Origin of the sequence: Pseudomonas halotolerans, assembly GCF_039581215.1 — a bacterium.
Lineage (GTDB): Bacteria > Pseudomonadota > Gammaproteobacteria > Pseudomonadales > Pseudomonadaceae > Aquipseudomonas > Aquipseudomonas tehranensis.
Map to the genome: position 1 here is coordinate 129,971 of NZ_JBCNTJ010000012.1, position 19,894 is coordinate 149,864.

Here is a 19,894-nt window from a genome sequence, read left to right on the forward strand (position 1 = left end):
GCACCGGACCAAACCTGCCGGTACAACGCCAGCGCGCCGAGCGACCAGACCGGCCGATAAAGGATTCCGCCCATTTTCCTAAGTGCGTTTACCACGCTAACAACCCCGCAGCCAGCAGAGCCCACCCGCTCACATATGCAAGGAAATGAAGTCCACGAAACAACGCAGCTTGGGCGTGATAAAGCGGTTCGGCGGCCACAGCACGCTGAAGTGGATTGTCCGGGTCACCTCTTGGGTTAACACGGCCTGCAACTCACCGGACTCAAGGGCATCCTTGACTGCAAATTCCGGCAGACAGGCGACGCCCCTTCCCTCCAAAGCGGCGTTGAAAAGCATGTCGATGTTGTTGCAGACCAGCACGGCCCGCAGATCCTGCGTGCCGTTGTGGGCTTTATCCGGCAGTGGCCAGCGCTCAAGCTTGCCGGTGGACGGCACGCGGTATAACAGACAGTCATGGTGACTCAAGTCGCTGGCGGCCAGGGGCGTACCCTGGGCCTGGAAATAGGCCGGGGCGCCCACCAGCAGGAAACGGAAAGCCCCCAATCGGCGCGCCACCAGGCGAGAGTCATTCAACTCGCCGGTTCTGACCACTGCGTCAAAGCCCTCCTCCACGACATCCACCAGGCGATCGCTGAAGTCCAGCTCCAAATGAATGTCCGGGTATCGCTTGGCAAATCTGGACAACAAGGTGAACAGGAACTGCCCAGCCAAGGGTAGGCTCACGCGCAGTTTGCCCCGTGGTTCACTGCTGGTGCTCGACAGCTCCAGTTCCGCCGCTTCCAGCTCATTGAGCACGCGTTGGCAACGGTTCAGAAAAAGCATGCCCTCTGCTGTCAGGTTGATGCTTCGTGTGCTGCGATGAAACAGCCTGACCCCCAGGCGCTGCTCCAGGCGCGCGACGCTTTTGCCAATCGCCGATGACGATACGCCCAGTAGCCGACCCGCCGCGACAAAGCTGCGGGTTTCGGCAACCTGTACGAAAACCGAGATTCCGCTGAGGTTGTCCACGCTCTCTCCTTGAGTTTTGCGCTTTGGATTGCGGAACGAAACGTCCGATGTGTCCGGAATTCTAGCCTCTGTTTCCCCTGCCGTCTGCGACCTAGCATGACGACGTCTACTACAGCAGGGAATCGCGAACATGACTGCCAAAGAAACCATTCAATTATCCAGCGCTATCGCTACTGACCCCATGCAGGCGCGAATCGACGCTGCCCTGAGCTGCGCCATCGAAGACAAACGCCTGGTGGGCGCCGTGGTGCTGGTCGCCCGTCGCGGCGAAATCACTTATCGCAACGCCGTGGGCCTGGCTGACCGAGAGGCTGGCCTGCCGATGCGCACCGACGCCTTGTTCCGGCTCTCCTCGGTGACCAAACCTATCACCTCGGCGGCCGCCCTGGCCTTGGTTGCCCAAGGCCGCATTGGCCTGGATGACCCTATCGCCCGCTGGCTACCGGAGTTTCAGCCAACCCTGGGAGATGGCACCCGCGTGTCCATCACCGTACGCCAATTGCTCAGCCATACGGCCGGCCTGGGTTACGGTTTTCTCGAAGCTCAGGGTGGCGGCGCCTATGCGCAGGCTGGTGTGTGTGACGGGCTGGAAAACGCGCCACTGACCCTGGAAGAAAACATCCGGCGACTGGCTACCGCGCCGCTGCTCTATCGCCCTGGTACCGAGTGGGGGTATTCAATTGCCACCGACGTATTGGGCGCGCTCATCGCCAGGGTATGCGAGAGCAGCCTGGCTGATGCGATCAATCAACTGGTGTGCGAGCCACTCGGCATGTCCGATACCCGTTTCAATGTCGTCGACACTTCCCGCCTGACGGCGGCGTATCTCAATGCCGATCCCGCGCCACGTCGCATGAAGGGCGTCGAAGTGATCGAGGTTTTCGAAAACACCGCAGGCATCCGGATGGACGCGGATCGGGCCCTCGACAGCAGTGCCTACCATTCAGGGGGCTCGGGGATGATCGGCTCTGCCGAAGAATTCCTGACCTTGCTCGAAACCTTGCGCCAGGGGGGTGGCCCGCTCATGCCGGCGAGCCTGGCGAAGGAAATGGGAACCGTCCAGACCGGTAACCTGGAACTCGCCAACTGGCCTGGCCGCGGCTTCGGCCTGGGCTTCACCGTTCTGACCGATCCGCAAGCAGCGCAAGCGCCAGAGTCAGTGGGCACCTGGCGCCTGGGTGGGGCTTTTGGTCATTCATGGTTCGTCGACCCGGCACAGCAGTTGTCCGTAGTGGCGTTCACCAACACCGCCTTCGAAGGCATGTTCGGCCAGTTCACCGTTGATCTATGCAACGCCGTATACGGCGTTTGAATGACGCAGATCCTGCGTTGCGATAAGGAGACATGACGAGAAGACCGGCTTGAAGGCCGGCCTTCATACGAATGCAGTTTGAGTTGTTCAGTTTTGTTTTGGCTACCTGCCCCATGGAATTGACCAGGCACGTCGAACCTCGACCGTGCCGCGGATCTTTATTGAAAGGTATCGACTCATGACGCATTCAAGCCTGTATCACAAACACCCCCATGTGCGCCTGGACTCCCTGACGGGGTTTCGTTTTGTCGCGGCCGCCTTGGTGTTTTTCTTCCACGCCTCACTGACGAAAATCATCGGGTTCAATCCGTTTGCGGACCAGGACATCATCGCCGGCTTCCAGCGGATGTTCAGCGTGGGCGGTTGGATCGGGGTGTCGTTCTTTTTCGTGCTCAGTGGTTTCGTCATTACCTGGTCGGCCCGCCAGAACGACACGCTCGGGGCATTCTGGCGCCGACGCCTGGTGAAGATCTACCCCAACCATCTGGTCACCTTCGTCCTGGCGATGATCTTGTTCGCCGTACCGCTGACGGCCATCAGCGCCTGGTTGCCCAACCTGCTTTTGGTCCATGCCTGGGTGCCGGACATGTCGGTGTTCCTGAGTGTCAACGGGCCGTCCTGGTCACTGTGCTGTGAATTGGTTTTCTACCTGGCGTTCCCGTTTCTCTTGCGCGCATTGTGGAAGGTTCCAGAGGACCGTCTCTGGCTGACCGCAGGCCTGACAGTCTGCTCGATGGCTGCAACCCACTGGCTCATCGCTGAAGTGGTCAACGATGCACCTCAGATTGCCGAATACCCGATTTCCCTGAACCAGTGGTGGTTGGCTTATTACTTTCCGCCGCTAAGGCTGTTCGAGTTCGTTCTCGGCATGTTGATGGCGCGGATCCTGATGACGGGACGCTGGATCGCCTTTCAGGTCACACCGGCCCTGACCTTGGCGGTGGTGGCCTACATCCTCGCAGGAGAAGCGGCCTTTATCTACAGCCTGTCACTCACCACCGTCATCCCGATTGCCTTGCTGATTACCAGCCTGGCTGCGGCCGATGTTGCGCAACGCAAGTCCTGGTTTCGTCATCCGCTGATGGTCTGGCTGGGGGAGATTTCGTTCGGGTTCTACATGATCCACCTGCTGATCATGATGTGTGTGACCTCGCTGTTAGACGAACAACGTTTTGCCGTTGTGCCGGCCTCTCTCATTCTCGCGGCCACGTTCTGCCTGTCGCTGCTGGGTGGCTGGCTGCTTTTCGCCTTCGTTGAACGACCTGCTATGCGGCGCTGGGGCAAGGCCAGGCCGATCGAGCGGCCATTGGGTGTGCCTCAGCTCTGATTTTTCCATTTAGAAAGGATGCTTACCATGTCTTCGTTTATTCGCAGGTTGACCCGCGTGCCCGCTTGGGCGCTGGGCGTATTGGCGCTGGTGGCCCTTGCCGGGTTCGCGATCAGCATGCGGTCGCCGGTTGCCCAGGCAAAGACCGACCCCGCGCCGCTGCCTCAAGTGCAGGTGATGGCCGCGATCAAGCGTGATGTCGTCGACTGGCAAAGCTACACCGGCCGCTTGGTCGCCACCGACACCGTGGTCATCAAGCCTTTAGTGGCCGGCACACTCATCAGCGTACATTTCAAGGACGGAGCGCTGCTGCGTAAAGGCGACCTGATGTTCGAGATCGACCCTCGCCCTTATGCGGCGACGCTGCAACAAGCCCAAGCCGCGCTGGTGGCTGCCAAGTCGATGAGTCTGTTTGCGCACAAAGAGCTGCAGCGCTACGAGCATTTGATCACCAGCAATGCCATCGCAAAAACCGACCTGGACAAGCGCATACAGAGCGCCAACGAAGCCCAGGCCAGGGTCAATGAAGCCCAGGCCAGGGTCGAACTGGCCCGACTCGATCTGGAGCACACGCGTATCCTCGCGCCGTTTGATGGTCGAGCTTCACGGGTAGAAGTGACACCGGGCAATATCGTCGATGTGGGGGAACGCTCCACGGCCCTGACAAACCTTGTGTCGATCTCGCCGATCTACGCCGACTTCGATGTGGATGAGCAAACTTTCCTGCGCTACCTGGGCAACCGCCCCGCGAACAATCCGGTACCGGTCATGCTTGGGTTGGCACACGAAGAGGGTTATCCACGCAAAGGCAACTTGAGTTCACTGGACAACCGGCTGGACACCCGGTCAGCCACCATCCGGGTCAGGGCCAGTTTCGACAACAGCAATGGGGAGCTGCGTCCGGGCCTTTTTGCCAGGGTTCTGCTGCCAGGCAGTGCCAGCCGCTCCGCCACCCTGGTCGAAGACAGCGCCATCGGCACCGATCAGGACAAGAAGTACGTGCTGGTGGTCGATGCCCAGGGGCGCGTCCAGTACCGCCAAGTCAAGCCAGGCATACGCCAAGGTGCGCTACGCGTCATTGACCAAGGCATCGAACCTGAGGAACAAGTGGTCGTGAGCTCCTTGCATCTGGCGACGCCGGGCACTCAGGTCGCCCCCATACACGCGCCGTCACAACCACAGGCGCAACAGTGATGAATATTTCCGGATTTTTTATCGACCGTCCGATTTTTTCAGGCGTCCTCAGCGCCCTGGTTTTGCTCGCGGGCCTGCTCTCGCTGACGCGGTTGCCGGTGTCGGAGTACCCCGATGTGGTGCCCCCATTGATCGTGGTGAACGCCCAATACCCAGGCGCTAACCCCAAGGTGGTGGCTGAAAGCGTCGCCGCGCCGCTGGAAGAGCGTATCAACGGTGTGGAAGGCATGCTGTATATGCAATCCCAAGCCAATAGCGATGGCACGTTGGCGATCAACGTGACATTCGCCTTGGGCACAGACCCTGACAAGGCCCAGCAACTGGTGCAGAACCGTGTCTCGGAAGCATTGCCGCGCCTGCCGGCCGATGTGCTGAGCCTGGGCGTCACTACCAGCAAGTCATCGTCGACCCAGACCCTGGCGATTCACCTGGTTTCGCCCGACAACGAATATGACGCCAACTACCTGCGCAACTACGGCATTCTGAACATCAAGAGCCAGCTCGAACGCATCCCCGGTGTCGGCGAGGTGCGCATCTGGGGCGGCGGCGACTACGCCATGCGTATCTGGATCAACCCCGATAGCGTGGTGCAGCGTGGACTCACCGCCGGCGAAGTGGTTCAGGCAATCCGCGAGCAGAACATCCAGGTCGCGGCCGGCGTCATTGGTGCTTCGCCCATGCGAGCCGGCGTGCCGCTGCAACTTTCGGTCAATGCCCAGGGACGGCTGAAAACCGAAGAAGAGTTCGGCAATATCGTCGTCAAGACAGTGCCTGATGGGGCCGTGACATTTTTGCGTGATGTGGCCCGGATCGAACTGGCGGCCTCCACTTACGCGCTTCGCTCGCTGGTGGACGGGCAGCCGGCAGTGGGCTTCGGGGTCTTCCAGATGGCAGGCGGCAACGCGCTGGACATCTCTGCCCGCGCTCGTGAAATCATGGCTGAAGCCAAGGCCGATATGCCAGCAGGCGTCGATTACAAGATCGTTTTCGACCCAACCCAGTTCGTTCGCTCCAGCATCGATGCGGTGATCAGTACTCTGTTCGAAGCCATTGTATTGGTGGTGTTGGTGGTCATCGTGTTCCTGCAAACCTGGCGCGCATCCGTTATACCACTGCTGGCGGTGCCGATATCCATCGTCGGCACTCTGGCGTTTTTGCTGGCGTTCGGATTTTCCATCAACGCGCTGTCACTGTTTGGCCTGGTATTGGCAATCGGCATCGTCGTGGACGACGCGATCGTGGTGGTGGAAAACGTCGAACGTAATATCTCCCAGGGATTATCACCTCATCAGGCAACGCACAAGGCGATGGCAGAGGTCAGCAAACCGATCATCGCCATTACCCTTACGCTGGTCTGCGTGTTCATTCCGTTGGCATTCATGCCCGGCCTCTCTGGCGGTTTCTACCGCCAGTTCGCGTTGACCATCGCCATTTCCACAGTGATTTCGGCGTTCAATTCATTGACCTTGTCCCCCGCCCTCTGCGCCCTGCTGCTCAAACCACACGGCGCCCCGAAGGATCTGCTGGAGCGCGGGATCGACAAGGTGCTGGGGCGCTTTTTCAGGGGATTCAATCGCCGATTCAAGCAGGCCGAAGACCGCTATGGCGCCGGCGTGCGCGGCGTTCTGGTGCATAAGGGCAGGACGTTCGCGTTATTCGGCGTTCTGCTGTGTGCCTGCGCATGGCTCAGCCACACGCTGCCAACGGGGTTCGTTCCGGCCCAGGACAAAGAGTTCCTGGTGGGATTTGCCCAATTACCCGCCGCAGCTTCCCTGGATCGCACCGAGCATGTCATCCAGCACATGAACGATATCGCGCTCAAACACCCTGGCGTTGCCCATACCCTCGAGTTTCCTGGCATGTCCGTCAACGGCCTGATGAACTCTTCCAGCTCGGGCATCATTTTCGTGATTCTCAAACCTTTTGCCGAGCGTTCCGGCAAGGCGCTGGGGGCAAGCCAGATAGCGGCAGACCTCAATGGCCAATTCAGCGCGATCGCCCAGTCGTTTACGGCTGTTTTCCCGCCGCCGCCCGTCCTTGGCCTGGGAACGCTTGGCGGTTTCAAACTGCAAATCGAAGACCGGGCGAGCCTGGGTTATGTCGCCCTCGACAGCGCGGTCAAGGCCTTCATGGCCGAGGCCGCCAAGGCACCGGAACTGGGGCCGCTGTTCTCCAGCTACCAGATAAATGTGCCCCAGCTGGATGTTGACCTCGACCGGGTCAAAGCCAAGCAGCTCGGTGTCTCGGTGACGGACGTGTTCGAGACCCTGCAAATTTACCTGGGTTCGTTGTACGTCAACGATTTCAATCTGTTCGGACGTGTCTACCAAGTCCGCGCGCAAGCGGATGCGCCGTTCAGGGCCAACCCCGAAGACATCACGCGCTTGAAGGTGCGCAATGCATACGGCGACATGGTGCCCCTGTCGACATTGCTGTCGGTCGATCCAGGTTACGGCCCGGAAATGGTCGTGCATTACAACGCATTTACAGCGGCGGACGTCAACGGCGCACCCGCCCCCGGCTATTCCTCGGGACAGGCAGAAGCGGCCATCGAGCGTATCGCCCGGCAAACCCTGCCCCAGGGTATACGCATGGAATGGACCGACCTGACCTACCAGCAGCGGCTGGCCGGTGACGCGACCGGCTGGGTACTGGCAGTCAGCACATTGCTGGTATTCCTGGTGCTGGCGGCATTGTATGAAAGCCTTTTGTTGCCGCTGGCGGTGATCCTGATCGTGCCAATGGGGGTGCTTTCGGCGTTGGCGGGCGTCTGGCTGGCCGGGGGCGATAACAATATCTTCACCCAGATCGGCCTGATGGTGCTGGTGGGTCTGGCATCGAAGAACGCCATCCTGATCGTCGAATTTGCAAGGGATCTGGAACGCCAGGGCCATACCCCACTGAGCGCCGCCTGGGAGGCCAGCAAGCTGAGGCTCCGACCGATCCTGATGACCTCGATTGCCTTCGTCATGGGCGTCGTTCCCCTGGTGATTTCCAACGGTGCCGGGGCTGAAATGCGTCAGGCAATGGGCGTCGCAGTGTTCTTCGGCATGCTGGGCGTAACCGCATTCGGACTACTCTTCACCCCGCTCTTCTACGTGCTGGTTCGTAGCATCGGTCGCCGGCTACCCCAAGGCCAATCCATTGCCATTGCGGACACATACATCCGTTAACACCGGAACTCCAGCGCGTTTTTCTGCACTGGACGCGCCTCTAGACTGCAAACGTTCCTAATCCTTGCGAGAAATGCCATGACACGTGTCGTTCGGTTCTATGAGTATGGTGATCCAGAGGTTCTGCGGATCGAGGATTTACCGGTCGCCCAGCCAGGCCCTGATGAGGTCCGCATCCGCGTGAGGGCCATCGGTCTCAACCGCGCCGAATCGATGTTCAGGCGTGGCCAGTACCTTGAACAGGCTGAGTTTCCCAGCCGACTGGGGTATGAAGCAGCCGGTTTTGTCGAAGCCGTGGGCGATGCCGTACACGACTTTCAGATAGGTGACCCAGTCAGCCTCGTTCCCCCTTCGAGCATCGCTCAATGGGGAACCTATGCCGAGCAAGCGGTGGTGCCGGCGGCGATGCTGGTCAGACATCCCGACACCCTCAGCATGGAGCAGGCCGCGGGGGTCTGGATGCAATACCTCACGGCGTGGGGCGCCTTGTTACCCGTCGCCGGGCTGGCCGCCGGAGACTTCATACTTATTACCGCTGCCTCAAGCAGCGTCGGCCTGGCTGCCATCCAGATTGCCAACCGAGTGGGAGCAATTCCCATCGCGGTGACCCGGGGGGAGGAAAAAGTGCGCAAATTGTTGGCGGCCGGCGCCGTCCATGTGATTGTCAGCGACGAGGAAGATCTGGCAGCACGTGTCGCGCACATTACCTCCGGGAATGGCGTCCGGGTTGTCTTCGATCCTGTAGGCGGCCCAGCTATCGAGCAACTGGCGGACGCCACCCGTCGTGGCGGCATCATCATTGAGTATGGTGCCCTGAGCAGCGAGCCGTCGCCCTTCCCGCTGTTTACCGTACTGGGAAAAAGCCTCACGTTGCGTGGTTACCTGCTGCACGAAATCGTCAACGACCCCGTCCTGTTTGCCCAAGGCAAGGCGTTCGTGTGCAGCGGCCTGATTGATGGCAGCCTGTCCCCGGTGATCGCCAGGACCTTTGACTTCGAAGAAATCGTAGAGGCCCACCAGTACCTGGAAGCCGGTGAGCAATTCGGCAAAGTCATCGTGACCCTGGAGGACCGACCATGAAAATGTTCAACCCGTTGTTCTTCATTGCCCTGGGTCTGTTCGGTGTCTATACCATCGAATTCGGCGTGGTCGGTATTTTGCCGGTGATCATCGAACGCTACAGCGTCAGCGCGTCTGAAGCGGGCTACCTGGTAGGCTTGTTCGCTCTGATCATCGCGGTATTCGGTCCGTTCATGGTGCTGTTGTTCTCGCGCTACAACCGCAAGCGGATCCTGACCCTGTCGCTGTTCATTTTTGCCGGCGCCAGCGCCCTGTCAGCTTATGCGCCCACCTATGGATCACTCGCGATCCTGCGGATCATTCCCGCGTTCTTCCATCCGGTGTATTTCTCGCTGGCGTTTGTCGCGGTGGTCTCCCTCTATCCCAAAGAGCAAGCCACGCAGGCAACGGCCAAGGCGTTTGTCGGCACCAGCATGGGCATGGTACTCGGCGTACCTATCACCACTTGGATCGCGGCACGTTTTTCCTACGAAGCAGCATTCCTGTTCTGCACCGCCGTCAACGTCATCGCCGGCCTGGGCATCATTGCCCGGTTACCCGATACCTTCGCCGGCCAGCGGACGCCTTACGGTGAACAACTGGCCATCCTGCGCAAGCCTACTTTGTGGCTCAACATCCTGGCCTCGACGCTGATATTCGGTGCGATGTTTTCGGTGTACTCCTACAGCGCCGAGTACCTGTCTCGTGAAGTCGGCATGAGCGGTGAAGTGATCAGTGCCATGTTGATCCTGTTCGGTGTGGGCGGTGTGGCCGGTAATTTGCTGGCAGGCCGCTTGCTGTCAATGAACAAGACAGTGACCACGCTGATGCATCCGGTCATGCTGGGAGCGTCATACCTGATCCTCCACTTTTTTGCCAGCCCGGCCATTTTGCCAATGGTCTTGATCGTAGTTCTGTGGGGGGCGACTCATACCAGCGGACTGATTGTGACCCAGGTCTGGCTGACGTCCGAGGCCCCGGAAGCCCCGGAGTTTGTCACCGGTCTCTATATTTCATTCATCAACTTGGGAGTGACCCTCGGCGCAACAGCGGGCGGATGGTTCCTGGCGCGCATGGGCATAGAGGGGACTATTGTCAGCGGCCTGGTTTTCTGCGCGCTGGCAGCAGCGGTGATAATGCTCAAGGTGCTGATGTATGGAGCAAGACAACCGGATCTTGCGCCAGAAACTCAAGCGGTTTTGCACTAGAGTCATTCACTGGGGACCGTGGTAAGCCGCGGTCTTTTCTCGCACGTTACGGAGTTTCTATCGGTCATAACCACTCGGACGGAGTCACGATATGGATGTTAGCAACACATCACTCACGGCCACGCCGCTCATCGATTTCCCTGTGGATAGCACCCAGTTCGACTGGGAGAACCTTCGGTATTTCATTACCTTCGCCAAGATACGCTCCCTGGCCGCCGCCGCACGTTCATTGAACGTCGAGCACGCCACCGTATCACGGCGCATTGCCGCCCTTGAAACCGCGCTAAAAATACGCCTGGTGGATCGGCGCAGTCACCGATACGAGTTGACCGAAAATGGCGAGCGAATCGCTCAGTTGGGCAACCGCATGCAGGAAACCGCCTGCGCCCTCAGTCGCGCGGTCTGTGCAATCCGCACCGACAAGGTCGCAGACATTACCCTCAGCGCGCCTCCCCATCTGACGACACATTTCATTGCCCCCCATCTTGGTCGGCTACGGGGACAATGTCCCGACGTCAACGTACGCATCCTGTCCAACCCGCGCATGGCGTCAATGGCCCGGCGTGAAGCGGATATCGCGATCAGCGTCGGACGACCAACCGAGACGGATCTGGTCGTGCGTAAAATCGGCACGCTGGACTTCGGCTTCTTCGCGGCCGAAGCCTACCTGCAAGGCCGTGCCGCGCCGGCCTATGAGTTCATTGCCCATGACGATGAACAGGAGCCCTCAGCTCAGCGCATCTGGTTGGAAAATGCCGCAGGGCAGAGGCCGGTAGTGCTAAGGGTGAAATCCTTTGATGTGCAAGCCGAAGCGGCCAGGGCCGGTGCCGGTATCGCGCTGCTCCCCGTATTCATGGCCAGCGCCCAAAGCGGCCTGCAAAGGGTTCCAATCGAAGAGCAGCCGTTGCATGCAGAATTATGGCTTGTGGTCCATCGTGACATGCGCACCGCCCCCGGGATAAGGGCGATGATGGACTTCGTCATTCATTGTTTTGCACAGCAACATCGCTAACGCCGATACCGGCTCGATTGGGAATTTTTTAACAGCCTCTGTTAAAAACAGCCTGTTTACAACCTGAGGGATGTTGTCCAGTATCAATCACGGTCAGGTAAACGAATCTTCGCTTGAAACCATGACCCTGTACAAAGCCGCACCCGCTCCATTCCTATAATAATAATCCCCCTGCCCGTACGATAAATAACGCTGCCTTTGTTGGCAGATCGTTATGCGTGTTCGGCTGCGCAAGACATTGTTACTCCTGGTTGCCTCTGTTTATTCAAAGTAAAAACGGCACACTTGCGTGCCTTCGAAACATGATAAAGGGACTGTATTCATGAGCCAGATAAAGATTATCGATGTCACGCTGCGAGACGGTGGGTACCGTAATAATTTCAACTTCACTGTTGATTACGCCCAGTCTGCAATTTCCCAAATGGTTGAAGCCGGTATTCCTTATTGTGAAATCGGTTACCGCAACGGTTCTTTCGTACGCAAGCATGAGCATGGGCTGACCAGTGCCGTCGATGCCCTGTACCTGAGTGCTGTCCAGGCCGCCGCTGCGGGTCGGATCGACCTATGTGTCATGGTGCATCCGCACAATGTAGACGCCGGTGATTTCCAGTTGCTGCAGGAACATGGCGTGTCGATGATACGCGTTTGCCTACGCCGCGACCGGCTGGAAGACGGGTTGGCCACCGTGAGGCTGGCCAAGGCCTACGGATTCCAGGTAAGCGCCAATATCACTCATGTCACAACCCTGGGTCCGGGGGAAATTTCCGACATGAGCCTGCGCGCGGAAAGCGCCGGGGCAGACTTGCTGGTGTTCGCGGACTCCAATGGCAACATGATCCCGGCCGATGTCGATCGATTGATAACACGGATCTCCAGCCGGGTCCTGATTCCCTTGGGCTTTCATGCCCACAACAACCTTTCCCTGGCGCTTTCCAATTCCATTGCGGCCATGGATGCCGGCGCCGAATACATCGATGCGTCCATTTGCGGCATGGGCAAAGGAGCCGGCAACCTGCATCTGGGCGTGTTTGTCGCTTACCTGCACCGTGCCGGTATTCGCAACGACTATGACCTGGTGAGTGCCCTGCATTTATCCCAGCTCACCGCCGACAGCGTGCCGGCCAGCAGCCTTCCGCTATCGCTGACGGACGTCATGATGGGCACTTACAACATGCCATTCGATGTTCAGCACCGCTTGGATGAAGTGATAAAGGCACACAGTCCCGCTTCAACTTTCCACGCTTTGCAGATTTTGCACGAACAAGGTAGCCGCAAACCGGAAAGAACCATCAAGCCACGTTCTACGACGCTGTCGTCGCTTGCAAGTGGAGGTGTCCTCTGATGAGCCAGCGCCAACAAGTGTGTGTATTGGCAGGAGACGGCATTGGCGTCGAAGTGACCGAGGCGGTGTTGCCGTTATTTGAAGCCCTTAACTTGCCCATCGACCTTAAGTTTGGAGAGATCGGTTGGAGCTGCTGGCAGAAAGAGGGAAATTGCATCCCCGATACAACCTGGGACTTGATCAATGAAAGTAACGCAACGCTGTTGGGCGCCATTACCAGCAAGCCCCTTCGTGAAGCCGAGGAAGAACTTTCAGCGCCCCTAAGAGGGACCGGGCGAGTATATGTTTCCCCGGTTATCCAACTTCGCCAGAAGCTCGGGCTGTTTGCCAACGTACGTCCTGTTACCGATGTACTAGGCAATAACCGATATCGCTTTTCGGTGATTAGGGAAAACACCGAGGGGCTGTATGCAGGACTGGATTTCGCCAGCATTCCGCCAGCCTTCGAGCCGATACTGGCCGAGCGCGAACGCAATGGAGCGCCGTGGACGCGCCAAGGGTGCAGCGACGCCACCATGACGGTCCGCCTGCAAACCCGCTCGGGACTTTTGCGGTTGTTCCGCTTTGCCTTCGAGCATGCGCGCCAGCAAGGTTATGACCGCGTCACGCTGGCGGATAAACCCAACGTTCTGCGCTACAGCGGCGCGTTTGCCCGAGAGATTCTGGAATCGGTTGCAGCGGAGTTTCCCGACATTCAGTGCAACATCGATAACGTCGATGCCGTGGCGTTGTGGATGGTCCGCCGCCCCGAGCGCTTTGGCGTGATCGTGGCCGAAAACATGTTCGGTGACATTCTTTCCGATCTCGGGGCCGGTGTCATGGGCGGCCTGGGCTTAGCTCCCAGCGCAAACATAGGGGCCCAGGGTGCCTATTTCGAACCCGTGCATGGCAGCGCTCCCGCCTATGCAGGCCAACACCGGGCCAACCCGAGCGCGATGTTCCTGTCGGTCGCGATGATGCTCGAGCATCTCGGGCACTCGCACGCAGCCCAAGCGACTCGCAACGCCGTCGCCCAGGTGGCACGCAGCGATTGCCGCACCTACGACCTGGGCGGAACGGCCAGCACGTTCGAGGTGGCGACCGTCATCGTCAGGCAGACCCTCGAATGGGCTGCACAGCTTGACGGGCCAACATCCCAGGATACTGGAAACCATGACCAGCATGTGCTGAGAAAAGGAGCCCACGCATGAACGCAATCACCTCTCCCGCTGCGCAGGACAATGCACTACTCAAAGCTTGTGAGGCGCTCGATACCGCCAGCCTGTCGGATGCGCTCGACAGCCTGGGACTAGCCGGGGGCCTGACAGGTCTTAACCAGCAGGTACCGGGAACGCGTTGCGTAGGCTTCGCCTACACGGTGTTGTATGAGCCAGTGCACGAACGAAGCGGCTTCAGGACCGCCGCCAACTACATTGACGAGGTTCCGCCCGATGCGGTCATTGTTTCCAGCAACCCTGGACGCACTGACTGCACAACCTGGGGCGACATCCTGACCCACGTGGCGGTCAGCCGGGGAATTCGCGGCACATTGATCGACGGTGCCGCGCGGGATATCGATACGGTCCAGCGCCTGAACTATCCACTGTTCAGTCGCGCTCGTTTCATGCAGTCGGCGAAGAACCGAGTGCAGCTCAGGGCAACCCAGGTGCCCGTGCAGATATCCGGGGTCACGGTCAATCCAGGCGACCTGATGATCTGTGACAGCAGCGGTTGCCTGGCGATACCCGCCGACAAGGCCGAACAGGTCATCCAACGCGCCCAGGCCGTGGAGCAGACCGAGAAAGACATCATCCAGAGCGTGAACGACGGCTACCCACTGGAACAGGCCCGCGCCCTGCACCGCTACGACCAACCCTGGCTGTCCGCTGGGGAAAAGCAGACCAACGTTTGAGTTGCGACTTATTCCATTCATTTGAAAGAGTATTCACGACATGACCACTGCAAACGTGTCCATCCGCAAGCCTAACCCGGTGCGCGACAGCCAGAACAAAATCAAACTCGGCGTGTTCGGTTTCAACATTGAAGGCGGCTGCACACTGACCACCGCCCCGGAGCGCCACCGGGCGGCTGACTGGCAAAGCAACCTGGCAATCGCCACCCTGGCCGATCGCGCCGGCCTTGAACTTTTGCTGCCCGTAGGCCGCTGGCGCGGCTGGGAAGGCGCCAGCAATCCGATGGGCGTTTCCTACGAAACCTACACCTGGGCCGCCGGCCTGGCCTCGGTCACCGAGCAGATCGCGCTGTTCACCACATCGCACGTATCCACGGTCCACCCATTGTTTGCCGCCAAGCAGGCGGCGACCATCGATCACATCAGCGGTGGCCGTTTCGGGCTGAACATGATCTGCGGTTGGTTTGGCCAGGAAATGGGCATGTTCAATGGTCACCAGCGTGACCACGACAAACGCTACGACCATGCCGATGAGTGGATAGAGATCGCTAAAACAGCATGGGAGGCTAACGGGTACTTTGACTATGAGGGCGAGTTCTTCAACGTCAAGCAAGGCTACGCAGAACCCAAGCCGATCAACCGGCCGTTCCTGATGAACGCCGGTGGCTCTCCAAGGGGCCGCCAATTCTGTGCCAAGCATTGCGATGCCGCGTTCCTGATCCTCAAGCACGAAGACGACGACGACACCATCCGCGCACAGATCAAGGCCTACCGGGACCTGGCGCGTCTGGAACATGGCCGGGAACTGCAAATCTGGGTGTACGCCTACGTCGTTCATGAAGACACCCTGAACCAGGCGCACCAGCAGCTCGACTACTACGTGACCCAGCATGGAGACGACGCGGCGCTGGATAACGTGACCCGCGAGATCGGCGTGCAAAGCGGCATGTTCAAGGACGCCGCTGATGCCGAGCGTTTCCGCTTCCATTTCAAGGCGGGGTTTGCTGGCGTGCCGTTGGTGGGCACTTCCCAGATGATTGTGGACCAGATGCAGCGCTGGTCCGACCTGGGCGTGGACGGCATCAATTTAACCTGGCTGGACTACCAGAGCGGGCTCCAGCGCTTCGTCAAGGAAGTGTTGCCGTTGATGGAGCAAGCCGGCCAACGCGCGCCGCACAAACCCGGCAGGATCATGGAGGCTGTGGCATGAGCGGATATTCCCAGGCCCGCAGTGCTTCGGGCAACGTCACGGCATCGCCGATCGCCCCCGACGTCGACGCTGGCGAATTGGCGGATCAGTTCAAGAACGCTATGCGCAGGTTGACGTCAAGCGTGGCGATCATTGCCAGCCGTGACGGCGATGACCCGGTGGGCATGGTCGCGACTGCCGTGATCTCAGTGAGCACCACGCCCCCCGCGCTGCTGATTTGCGTCAACCGCTCCGCCAGCCTTCACCGCCCGCTCATGCTATCCGGGCGTTTTAGCGTCAACCTGCTGAGCGCGGCCCATAGCGCCCTGGTGCCGGTGTTTGCCGGCCAGGTCAAAGGGCCCGAGCGCTTCGCCCACGGGCAGTGGGAGGACATTCAGGGCTTGCCCTGTCTGGCGGATGCGCAATCGAGCCTTATCTGCACCCTGGATAAGCTCCTCAACTATGGCACCCACGATGTGATCATCGGCCGCGTCGACGCAGTCCAGTTCGCCGAGCCCATCCATCCACTGCTTTGGGAAAACGGCAGCCCGGCGATATCCGCTCGGCTAACGCAATGACCCACCCCCATCCCCAGGAGAGTGACTCATGACCCAGATCGAACAATTCCAGGCACCACAATCGGGCGAAGACCAGGCCATTTTTCTGGTGAACGTCGTCCATGTGAACCCAGGCCAGCAAGATGCCGCCCTCGCCGTCTTGCGCGATACCGTCCAGTACGTGGCGCAAACCTACCCGGCCTTCCAATGGAGCCGACTGTACAAAAGCCTTGATGGAAAGACAGTCATCAACCAGGCGCAATGGACCAGCAAGGATGCCTTCGACTCGTTGTTTCAGGACGAGTCATTCATGTCCCGTTATTCAGGGCTCAAGGACACCGGAACCTGGGAGTTTCACCTTTACCAGGTGAGCGATTTCATCCCACAGGCGCTGACCGCGGCACTCATCGCTGAGTGAATTCAAAAGCCGAAACGGGCAGGCCTGACCGGCCTGCCCTCACGAGAACAGGAGTATCGATATGGCTAACCTCAACACGCGCCTCACACAAAGCTTGAACATTTCCCACCCTATCGTTTTGGCGCCCATGGGGGGTGCCTCGGGGGCGAAACTGGCCACTGCGGTATCAAGGGCCGGCGGGTTGGGACTGGTCGGCGCCAGTTATGGCGACGAGCACTGGATGCGCACTGAGCTTGCGCCCATGCGGGAATTGAAGCAGCCATGGGGGGTCGGCCTGGTGATGTTCACCGTGGGCCGGAACATGGCGCTGCTGGACCTGGCCTTGGAGTACGGACCCAACGTCGTCGCATTGTCATTTGGCGACCCGGCAGCATTCGTGCCCATCATCCATCGGGCCGGCGCGAAAGCCATCGTGCAAATTCATGAACTGGACCAGGCCAGTGCGGCCCTGGACGCCGGGGCCGATGCATTGATCGTCCAAGGTGCCGAGGCCGGCGGGCACAGCTTGCGCCGCGGCCTGATGCCACTGTTGCCCGCCGTGCAGGATCGAATCGGCGACAAGATTCCACTGATTGCCGCCGGCGGCATCGCCGATGGGCGTGGCGTGGCAGCAGCACTGATGCTGGGGGCCGACGGGGTCATGCTGGGCACCCGTTTCCTCGCGTCAGAAGAGGCCCTGCCCTCGGCCGCGTTCAAGAAGCGCCTGATCGAATCCAGTACGTCGGACACGGTGCGCACGCGAATTTTCGATCTGGTGCGCGGCATCGAATGGCCAGAACACTATAGCGGCCGGGCCATTGCCAACCGCTTTTCGCAAGCGTGGCTGGGCCGTGACGAGGCACTGCGAGAGGCACCGGCTTCGATCCGTCAGGACTACGCCAGGGCTGTCCTCGCTGACGATCTCGACAACCGCGCGATCTGGGCAGGTGAGGTTCTGGATCTGGTCGGCGACATCAAGCCCGCGCGCCAGATCGTCCATGACCTGATGAGCGAAACCACGCGAATCTTGCGCAAAAGCCACCAACTGCAGGCTCTCGACAAAATCGCCTGATCATCCGGGAGAAGGGTTATGCAGACGTCCAATGCAGTAAGCAACCAATGGGGCAACGGCGATCAACTGGCGGTGGTCATGTCGCCGGTCATGCCCGTTTGGGATGAAGGCCTGTTCTTCCACCCCATGATCGCGCCACTGGTAAAAGCCGGTTACCGGGTGGTCATATTCGACACGCTATCGCTACTAGCTGACGAAAACGAATCGCTTGAGGACTTTTCGCAGCGCTGGCAGCAAGTGTTATCGGCGCAGGGCCAGATCGATCTGCTGGTGGGCTCGGCCCTGGGTGGCGCTGTCGTGCAGGCATTACTGGGCACCAGCCTTGGGCGCCACGTCAGTAACGTGCTGTTGCTGTCCTCGCCTGCACTGGCAGATGGAATTCTCGACGGACGACTGGGAAAAATGGCTGATCTAGCCTCGCTCGGCGATCTCGAACAAGCGCTACAACTACTCGATCAACTGGTACAGCCGGCGACCCGGATAAGCCCCAGCGGGCCAATAGACATCGACCAGGCCAGTGCCGCACTCCAGGCCAGGCGCCTGCACCTGGGTTTCCGGCTGCTCAATCGCCTCGACCTGCGACAAGCCAGCCACAGCTTTCCTGGTGCGCTATTGACGGTCTACGGCGAACAGTCACAGCTGGTGCGAGGTATCAATGTGCATGTCAACGAGCAGGCCCGCCATTACCGATTACCCATTCCCGATGGTGGCATGCGCCCGTTGCTCGATGCGCCGGCATTGGTCATGCGCACCGTGCGTGACCACTTGGGCATCAACCTGGAGGTGGCCGCATGAGCCACCTGCGGCGTTTGCTTGAGGCTGATTTTATCGATGTGCATTATCACGCCGGTCCCGACGCGTACCTGAGGCGTCATGGCGTGATAGAGACAGGCCGACGCTACAGCGCGGTGAAAGGCTGGGTGGTGTTGAAGAACCACCTGGGCTGCAGCGCTTCGCAAGCCTGGGAGGCCCGGCAGGAAGGGCTTCCCGTCTCCGGCTCGGTGGTGCTCAACGAAATCGCCGGCGGTATCGACTTCAGGGTGGTACAGCGTTCGCTGTGTCATCACGGGGATAGCGAAGCCCGGCTGATCGTGCACCTTCCCACCGTCACGGGCCGCATCCACCAGTCCCGTCTCAAGCGCAGCAGTGGTCATTGGGTCCTGGATAAATACCCCATCCGGCCACTGACCGTGAGTCATGAGGGGAAATTGAACGGGCAAACACTGGACGTGCTGCGGATGGCCCGGGACTACCCGATCGTCATCTCCACCGGCCATGCCGACGCTCAGGAAGTGCGTCTGTTGATAGACGCGGCGGTGCGGCTGGACGTTCCCAGGCTGATGCTCAACCAGCCGGCCAACCCCTTGACCGGATTGGACGCCAGTGCCCTGCTGGAATTGGCTCAAGCCCCCATGGTCTACACCGAACAAACCGCCCTGACCTACCTGCTCGGCTACCAGCCATGGGAAGACTTCACTCAGGTCCTACGCGACGTCCCCAGGGCGCTCTATAGTTCCGACCTGGGTCAAACCTCTCAACCGGATATCGAACAATGGCGGGTGGACAGTTTGCTGTGGTTTGAACGTATGGGATTGGAAAGCGAACGAGCGCTGCAAGTCAGTCAGGGCAATGCGTGGCAAATGCTGCGGGTGGAGCCGTAATAGGAACCCTGCATCGAAGTGAAGCGAGGTGGTGTGCACCTATTGGAACAGCGTATGACGGAGAATTCCGCCAGAACCGAAGCGCTGCGTCGGAGCAGCATCGTGGATCTTGAGCTCGGGCATTTCACTCAAATTAAATGGAGGGGATCAGGGGCTCTCCTTCGCGTTTTCTACTGGCGGGGGCCTGCGCCACCGAGATGACGTCGGCGGTATTCGCCGGCGGTTACCCGGTACTCTCACGCGCCGTGCAGGAACTGGACGACTATGTCAGCCGGCGCGGCCTGAGCGTGGAACAACTGCTGGGCAGCACGGCCGATCAGGTGCAGACCTATCAGCAACAGGCTGACCGTCCCGACTGGTGGAAACACTTCGCCCCGGAGTGCCCAGGGTCTCCAGACTGAAGCGGCTTGGCCGGGAGATCACTGAAAGCTGGCGATTCATGTTGCCGTAAAAGGGCCCCTTCAGGGGCCTTGTCATTACTCGACAGCTGAC

Annotated in this window: 18 protein-coding genes; 17 read left to right on the forward strand and 1 reads right to left on the reverse strand. The window is 59.7% G+C overall.

All coding sequences use genetic code 11. The features are described from left to right. Positions 1-129 precede the first annotated feature (129 nt). Positions 130-1,008 carry a LysR family transcriptional regulator gene (locus AAIS01_RS17180; protein WP_214917382.1) on the reverse strand — a complete coding sequence of 293 codons (879 nt, stop codon included), beginning with the start codon at positions 1,006-1,008 and terminating at the stop codon, positions 130-132. A gap of 181 nt (positions 1,009-1,189) precedes the next feature. On the opposite strand from AAIS01_RS17180, the gene AAIS01_RS17185 reads away from it, so the two are divergent. From AAIS01_RS17185 to AAIS01_RS17265, 17 genes are all read left to right on the forward strand, one after another. Then, positions 1,190-2,320 (forward strand): serine hydrolase domain-containing protein, encoded by a 1,131-nt coding sequence (locus tag AAIS01_RS17185; protein WP_431191933.1) that lies wholly within the window; start codon positions 1,190-1,192, stop codon positions 2,318-2,320. A 178-nt stretch (positions 2,321-2,498) separates the two neighbouring features. Then, a complete protein-coding gene (locus tag AAIS01_RS17190) occupies positions 2,499-3,647 on the forward strand; it encodes an acyltransferase family protein (protein ID WP_343469901.1) in 1,149 nt (382 codons plus the stop codon). Between the two features lie 27 nt (positions 3,648-3,674). Further along, on the forward strand, positions 3,675-4,841 hold the full coding sequence (locus tag AAIS01_RS17195; protein ID WP_343469902.1) for an efflux RND transporter periplasmic adaptor subunit: 1,167 nt from the start codon (positions 3,675-3,677) through the stop codon (positions 4,839-4,841). Continuing rightward, positions 4,841-8,014, forward strand: coding sequence for an efflux RND transporter permease subunit (locus AAIS01_RS17200; protein WP_343469903.1), 3,174 nt, complete (start codon positions 4,841-4,843; stop codon positions 8,012-8,014). The genes AAIS01_RS17195 and AAIS01_RS17200 overlap by 1 nt, the downstream gene beginning before the upstream one ends. Before the next feature lie 78 nt (positions 8,015-8,092). Next, positions 8,093-9,094 carry a zinc-dependent alcohol dehydrogenase family protein gene (locus tag AAIS01_RS17205; RefSeq protein ID WP_343469904.1) on the forward strand — a complete coding sequence of 334 codons (1,002 nt, stop codon included), beginning with the start codon at positions 8,093-8,095 and terminating at the stop codon, positions 9,092-9,094. Beyond that, the gene (locus AAIS01_RS17210) at positions 9,091-10,281 is read left to right on the forward strand and encodes an MFS transporter (protein ID WP_343469905.1); all 1,191 of its coding nucleotides are present in this window, start codon (positions 9,091-9,093) and stop codon (positions 10,279-10,281) included. Before AAIS01_RS17205 ends, AAIS01_RS17210 begins: the two co-directional genes overlap by 4 nt. A gap of 91 nt (positions 10,282-10,372) precedes the next feature. Further along, positions 10,373-11,293 (forward strand): LysR family transcriptional regulator, encoded by a 921-nt coding sequence (locus AAIS01_RS17215; protein ID WP_343469906.1) that lies wholly within the window; start codon positions 10,373-10,375, stop codon positions 11,291-11,293. Between the two features lie 322 nt (positions 11,294-11,615). Beyond that, positions 11,616-12,635 (forward strand): aldolase catalytic domain-containing protein, encoded by a 1,020-nt coding sequence (locus AAIS01_RS17220; protein WP_343469907.1) that lies wholly within the window; start codon positions 11,616-11,618, stop codon positions 12,633-12,635. Next, positions 12,635-13,825 (forward strand): isocitrate/isopropylmalate dehydrogenase family protein, encoded by a 1,191-nt coding sequence (locus AAIS01_RS17225; protein ID WP_343469908.1) that lies wholly within the window; start codon positions 12,635-12,637, stop codon positions 13,823-13,825. The genes AAIS01_RS17220 and AAIS01_RS17225 overlap by 1 nt, the downstream gene beginning before the upstream one ends. Then, positions 13,822-14,526 (forward strand): RraA family protein, encoded by a 705-nt coding sequence (locus AAIS01_RS17230; RefSeq protein WP_343469909.1) that lies wholly within the window; start codon positions 13,822-13,824, stop codon positions 14,524-14,526. Before AAIS01_RS17225 ends, AAIS01_RS17230 begins: the two co-directional genes overlap by 4 nt. A gap of 40 nt (positions 14,527-14,566) precedes the next feature. Continuing rightward, positions 14,567-15,736 (forward strand): LLM class flavin-dependent oxidoreductase, encoded by a 1,170-nt coding sequence (locus AAIS01_RS17235; RefSeq protein WP_214917356.1) that lies wholly within the window; start codon positions 14,567-14,569, stop codon positions 15,734-15,736. Next, positions 15,733-16,293: a flavin reductase family protein gene (locus tag AAIS01_RS17240; RefSeq protein ID WP_343469910.1), complete on the forward strand. Its 561-nt coding sequence runs from the start codon at positions 15,733-15,735 to the stop codon at positions 16,291-16,293. Before AAIS01_RS17235 ends, AAIS01_RS17240 begins: the two co-directional genes overlap by 4 nt. Before the next feature lie 28 nt (positions 16,294-16,321). Beyond that, on the forward strand, positions 16,322-16,690 hold the full coding sequence (locus AAIS01_RS17245; RefSeq protein WP_214917349.1) for an antibiotic biosynthesis monooxygenase family protein: 369 nt from the start codon (positions 16,322-16,324) through the stop codon (positions 16,688-16,690). A 61-nt stretch (positions 16,691-16,751) separates the two neighbouring features. After that, positions 16,752-17,741 (forward strand): NAD(P)H-dependent flavin oxidoreductase, encoded by a 990-nt coding sequence (locus tag AAIS01_RS17250; protein WP_343469911.1) that lies wholly within the window; start codon positions 16,752-16,754, stop codon positions 17,739-17,741. Between the two features lie 18 nt (positions 17,742-17,759). Further along, positions 17,760-18,536: an alpha/beta hydrolase gene (locus AAIS01_RS17255; protein ID WP_343469912.1), complete on the forward strand. Its 777-nt coding sequence runs from the start codon at positions 17,760-17,762 to the stop codon at positions 18,534-18,536. Continuing rightward, the gene (locus AAIS01_RS17260; protein ID WP_343469913.1) at positions 18,533-19,402 is read left to right on the forward strand and encodes a DUF6282 family protein; all 870 of its coding nucleotides are present in this window, start codon (positions 18,533-18,535) and stop codon (positions 19,400-19,402) included. The genes AAIS01_RS17255 and AAIS01_RS17260 overlap by 4 nt, the downstream gene beginning before the upstream one ends. Before the next feature lie 137 nt (positions 19,403-19,539). After that, complete coding sequence (locus AAIS01_RS17265; protein ID WP_343469914.1) at positions 19,540-19,803, forward strand: hypothetical protein; 264 nt, start codon at positions 19,540-19,542, stop codon at positions 19,801-19,803. Positions 19,804-19,894: the final 91 nt, after the last annotated feature.

Coding starts and splice junctions, on each gene's coding strand:
- AAIS01_RS17260 (WP_343469913.1), top strand. CDS start 18,533: ATGAGCCACCTGCGGCGTTTGCTTGAGGCTGATTTTATCGATGTGCAT.
- AAIS01_RS17265 (WP_343469914.1), top strand. CDS start 19,540: ATGGAGGGGATCAGGGGCTCTCCTTCGCGTTTTCTACTGGCGGGGGCC.
- AAIS01_RS17190 (WP_343469901.1), top strand. CDS start 2,499: ATGACGCATTCAAGCCTGTATCACAAACACCCCCATGTGCGCCTGGAC.
- AAIS01_RS17225 (WP_343469908.1), top strand. CDS start 12,635: ATGAGCCAGCGCCAACAAGTGTGTGTATTGGCAGGAGACGGCATTGGC.
- AAIS01_RS17235 (WP_214917356.1), top strand. CDS start 14,567: ATGACCACTGCAAACGTGTCCATCCGCAAGCCTAACCCGGTGCGCGAC.
- AAIS01_RS17200 (WP_343469903.1), top strand. CDS start 4,841: ATGAATATTTCCGGATTTTTTATCGACCGTCCGATTTTTTCAGGCGTC.
- AAIS01_RS17255 (WP_343469912.1), top strand. CDS start 17,760: ATGCAGACGTCCAATGCAGTAAGCAACCAATGGGGCAACGGCGATCAA.
- AAIS01_RS17240 (WP_343469910.1), top strand. CDS start 15,733: ATGAGCGGATATTCCCAGGCCCGCAGTGCTTCGGGCAACGTCACGGCA.
- AAIS01_RS17205 (WP_343469904.1), top strand. CDS start 8,093: ATGACACGTGTCGTTCGGTTCTATGAGTATGGTGATCCAGAGGTTCTG.
- AAIS01_RS17215 (WP_343469906.1), top strand. CDS start 10,373: ATGGATGTTAGCAACACATCACTCACGGCCACGCCGCTCATCGATTTC.
- AAIS01_RS17250 (WP_343469911.1), top strand. CDS start 16,752: ATGGCTAACCTCAACACGCGCCTCACACAAAGCTTGAACATTTCCCAC.
- AAIS01_RS17220 (WP_343469907.1), top strand. CDS start 11,616: ATGAGCCAGATAAAGATTATCGATGTCACGCTGCGAGACGGTGGGTAC.
- AAIS01_RS17230 (WP_343469909.1), top strand. CDS start 13,822: ATGAACGCAATCACCTCTCCCGCTGCGCAGGACAATGCACTACTCAAA.
- AAIS01_RS17185 (WP_431191933.1), top strand. CDS start 1,190: ATGCAGGCGCGAATCGACGCTGCCCTGAGCTGCGCCATCGAAGACAAA.
- AAIS01_RS17210 (WP_343469905.1), top strand. CDS start 9,091: ATGAAAATGTTCAACCCGTTGTTCTTCATTGCCCTGGGTCTGTTCGGT.
- AAIS01_RS17195 (WP_343469902.1), top strand. CDS start 3,675: ATGTCTTCGTTTATTCGCAGGTTGACCCGCGTGCCCGCTTGGGCGCTG.
- AAIS01_RS17245 (WP_214917349.1), top strand. CDS start 16,322: ATGACCCAGATCGAACAATTCCAGGCACCACAATCGGGCGAAGACCAG.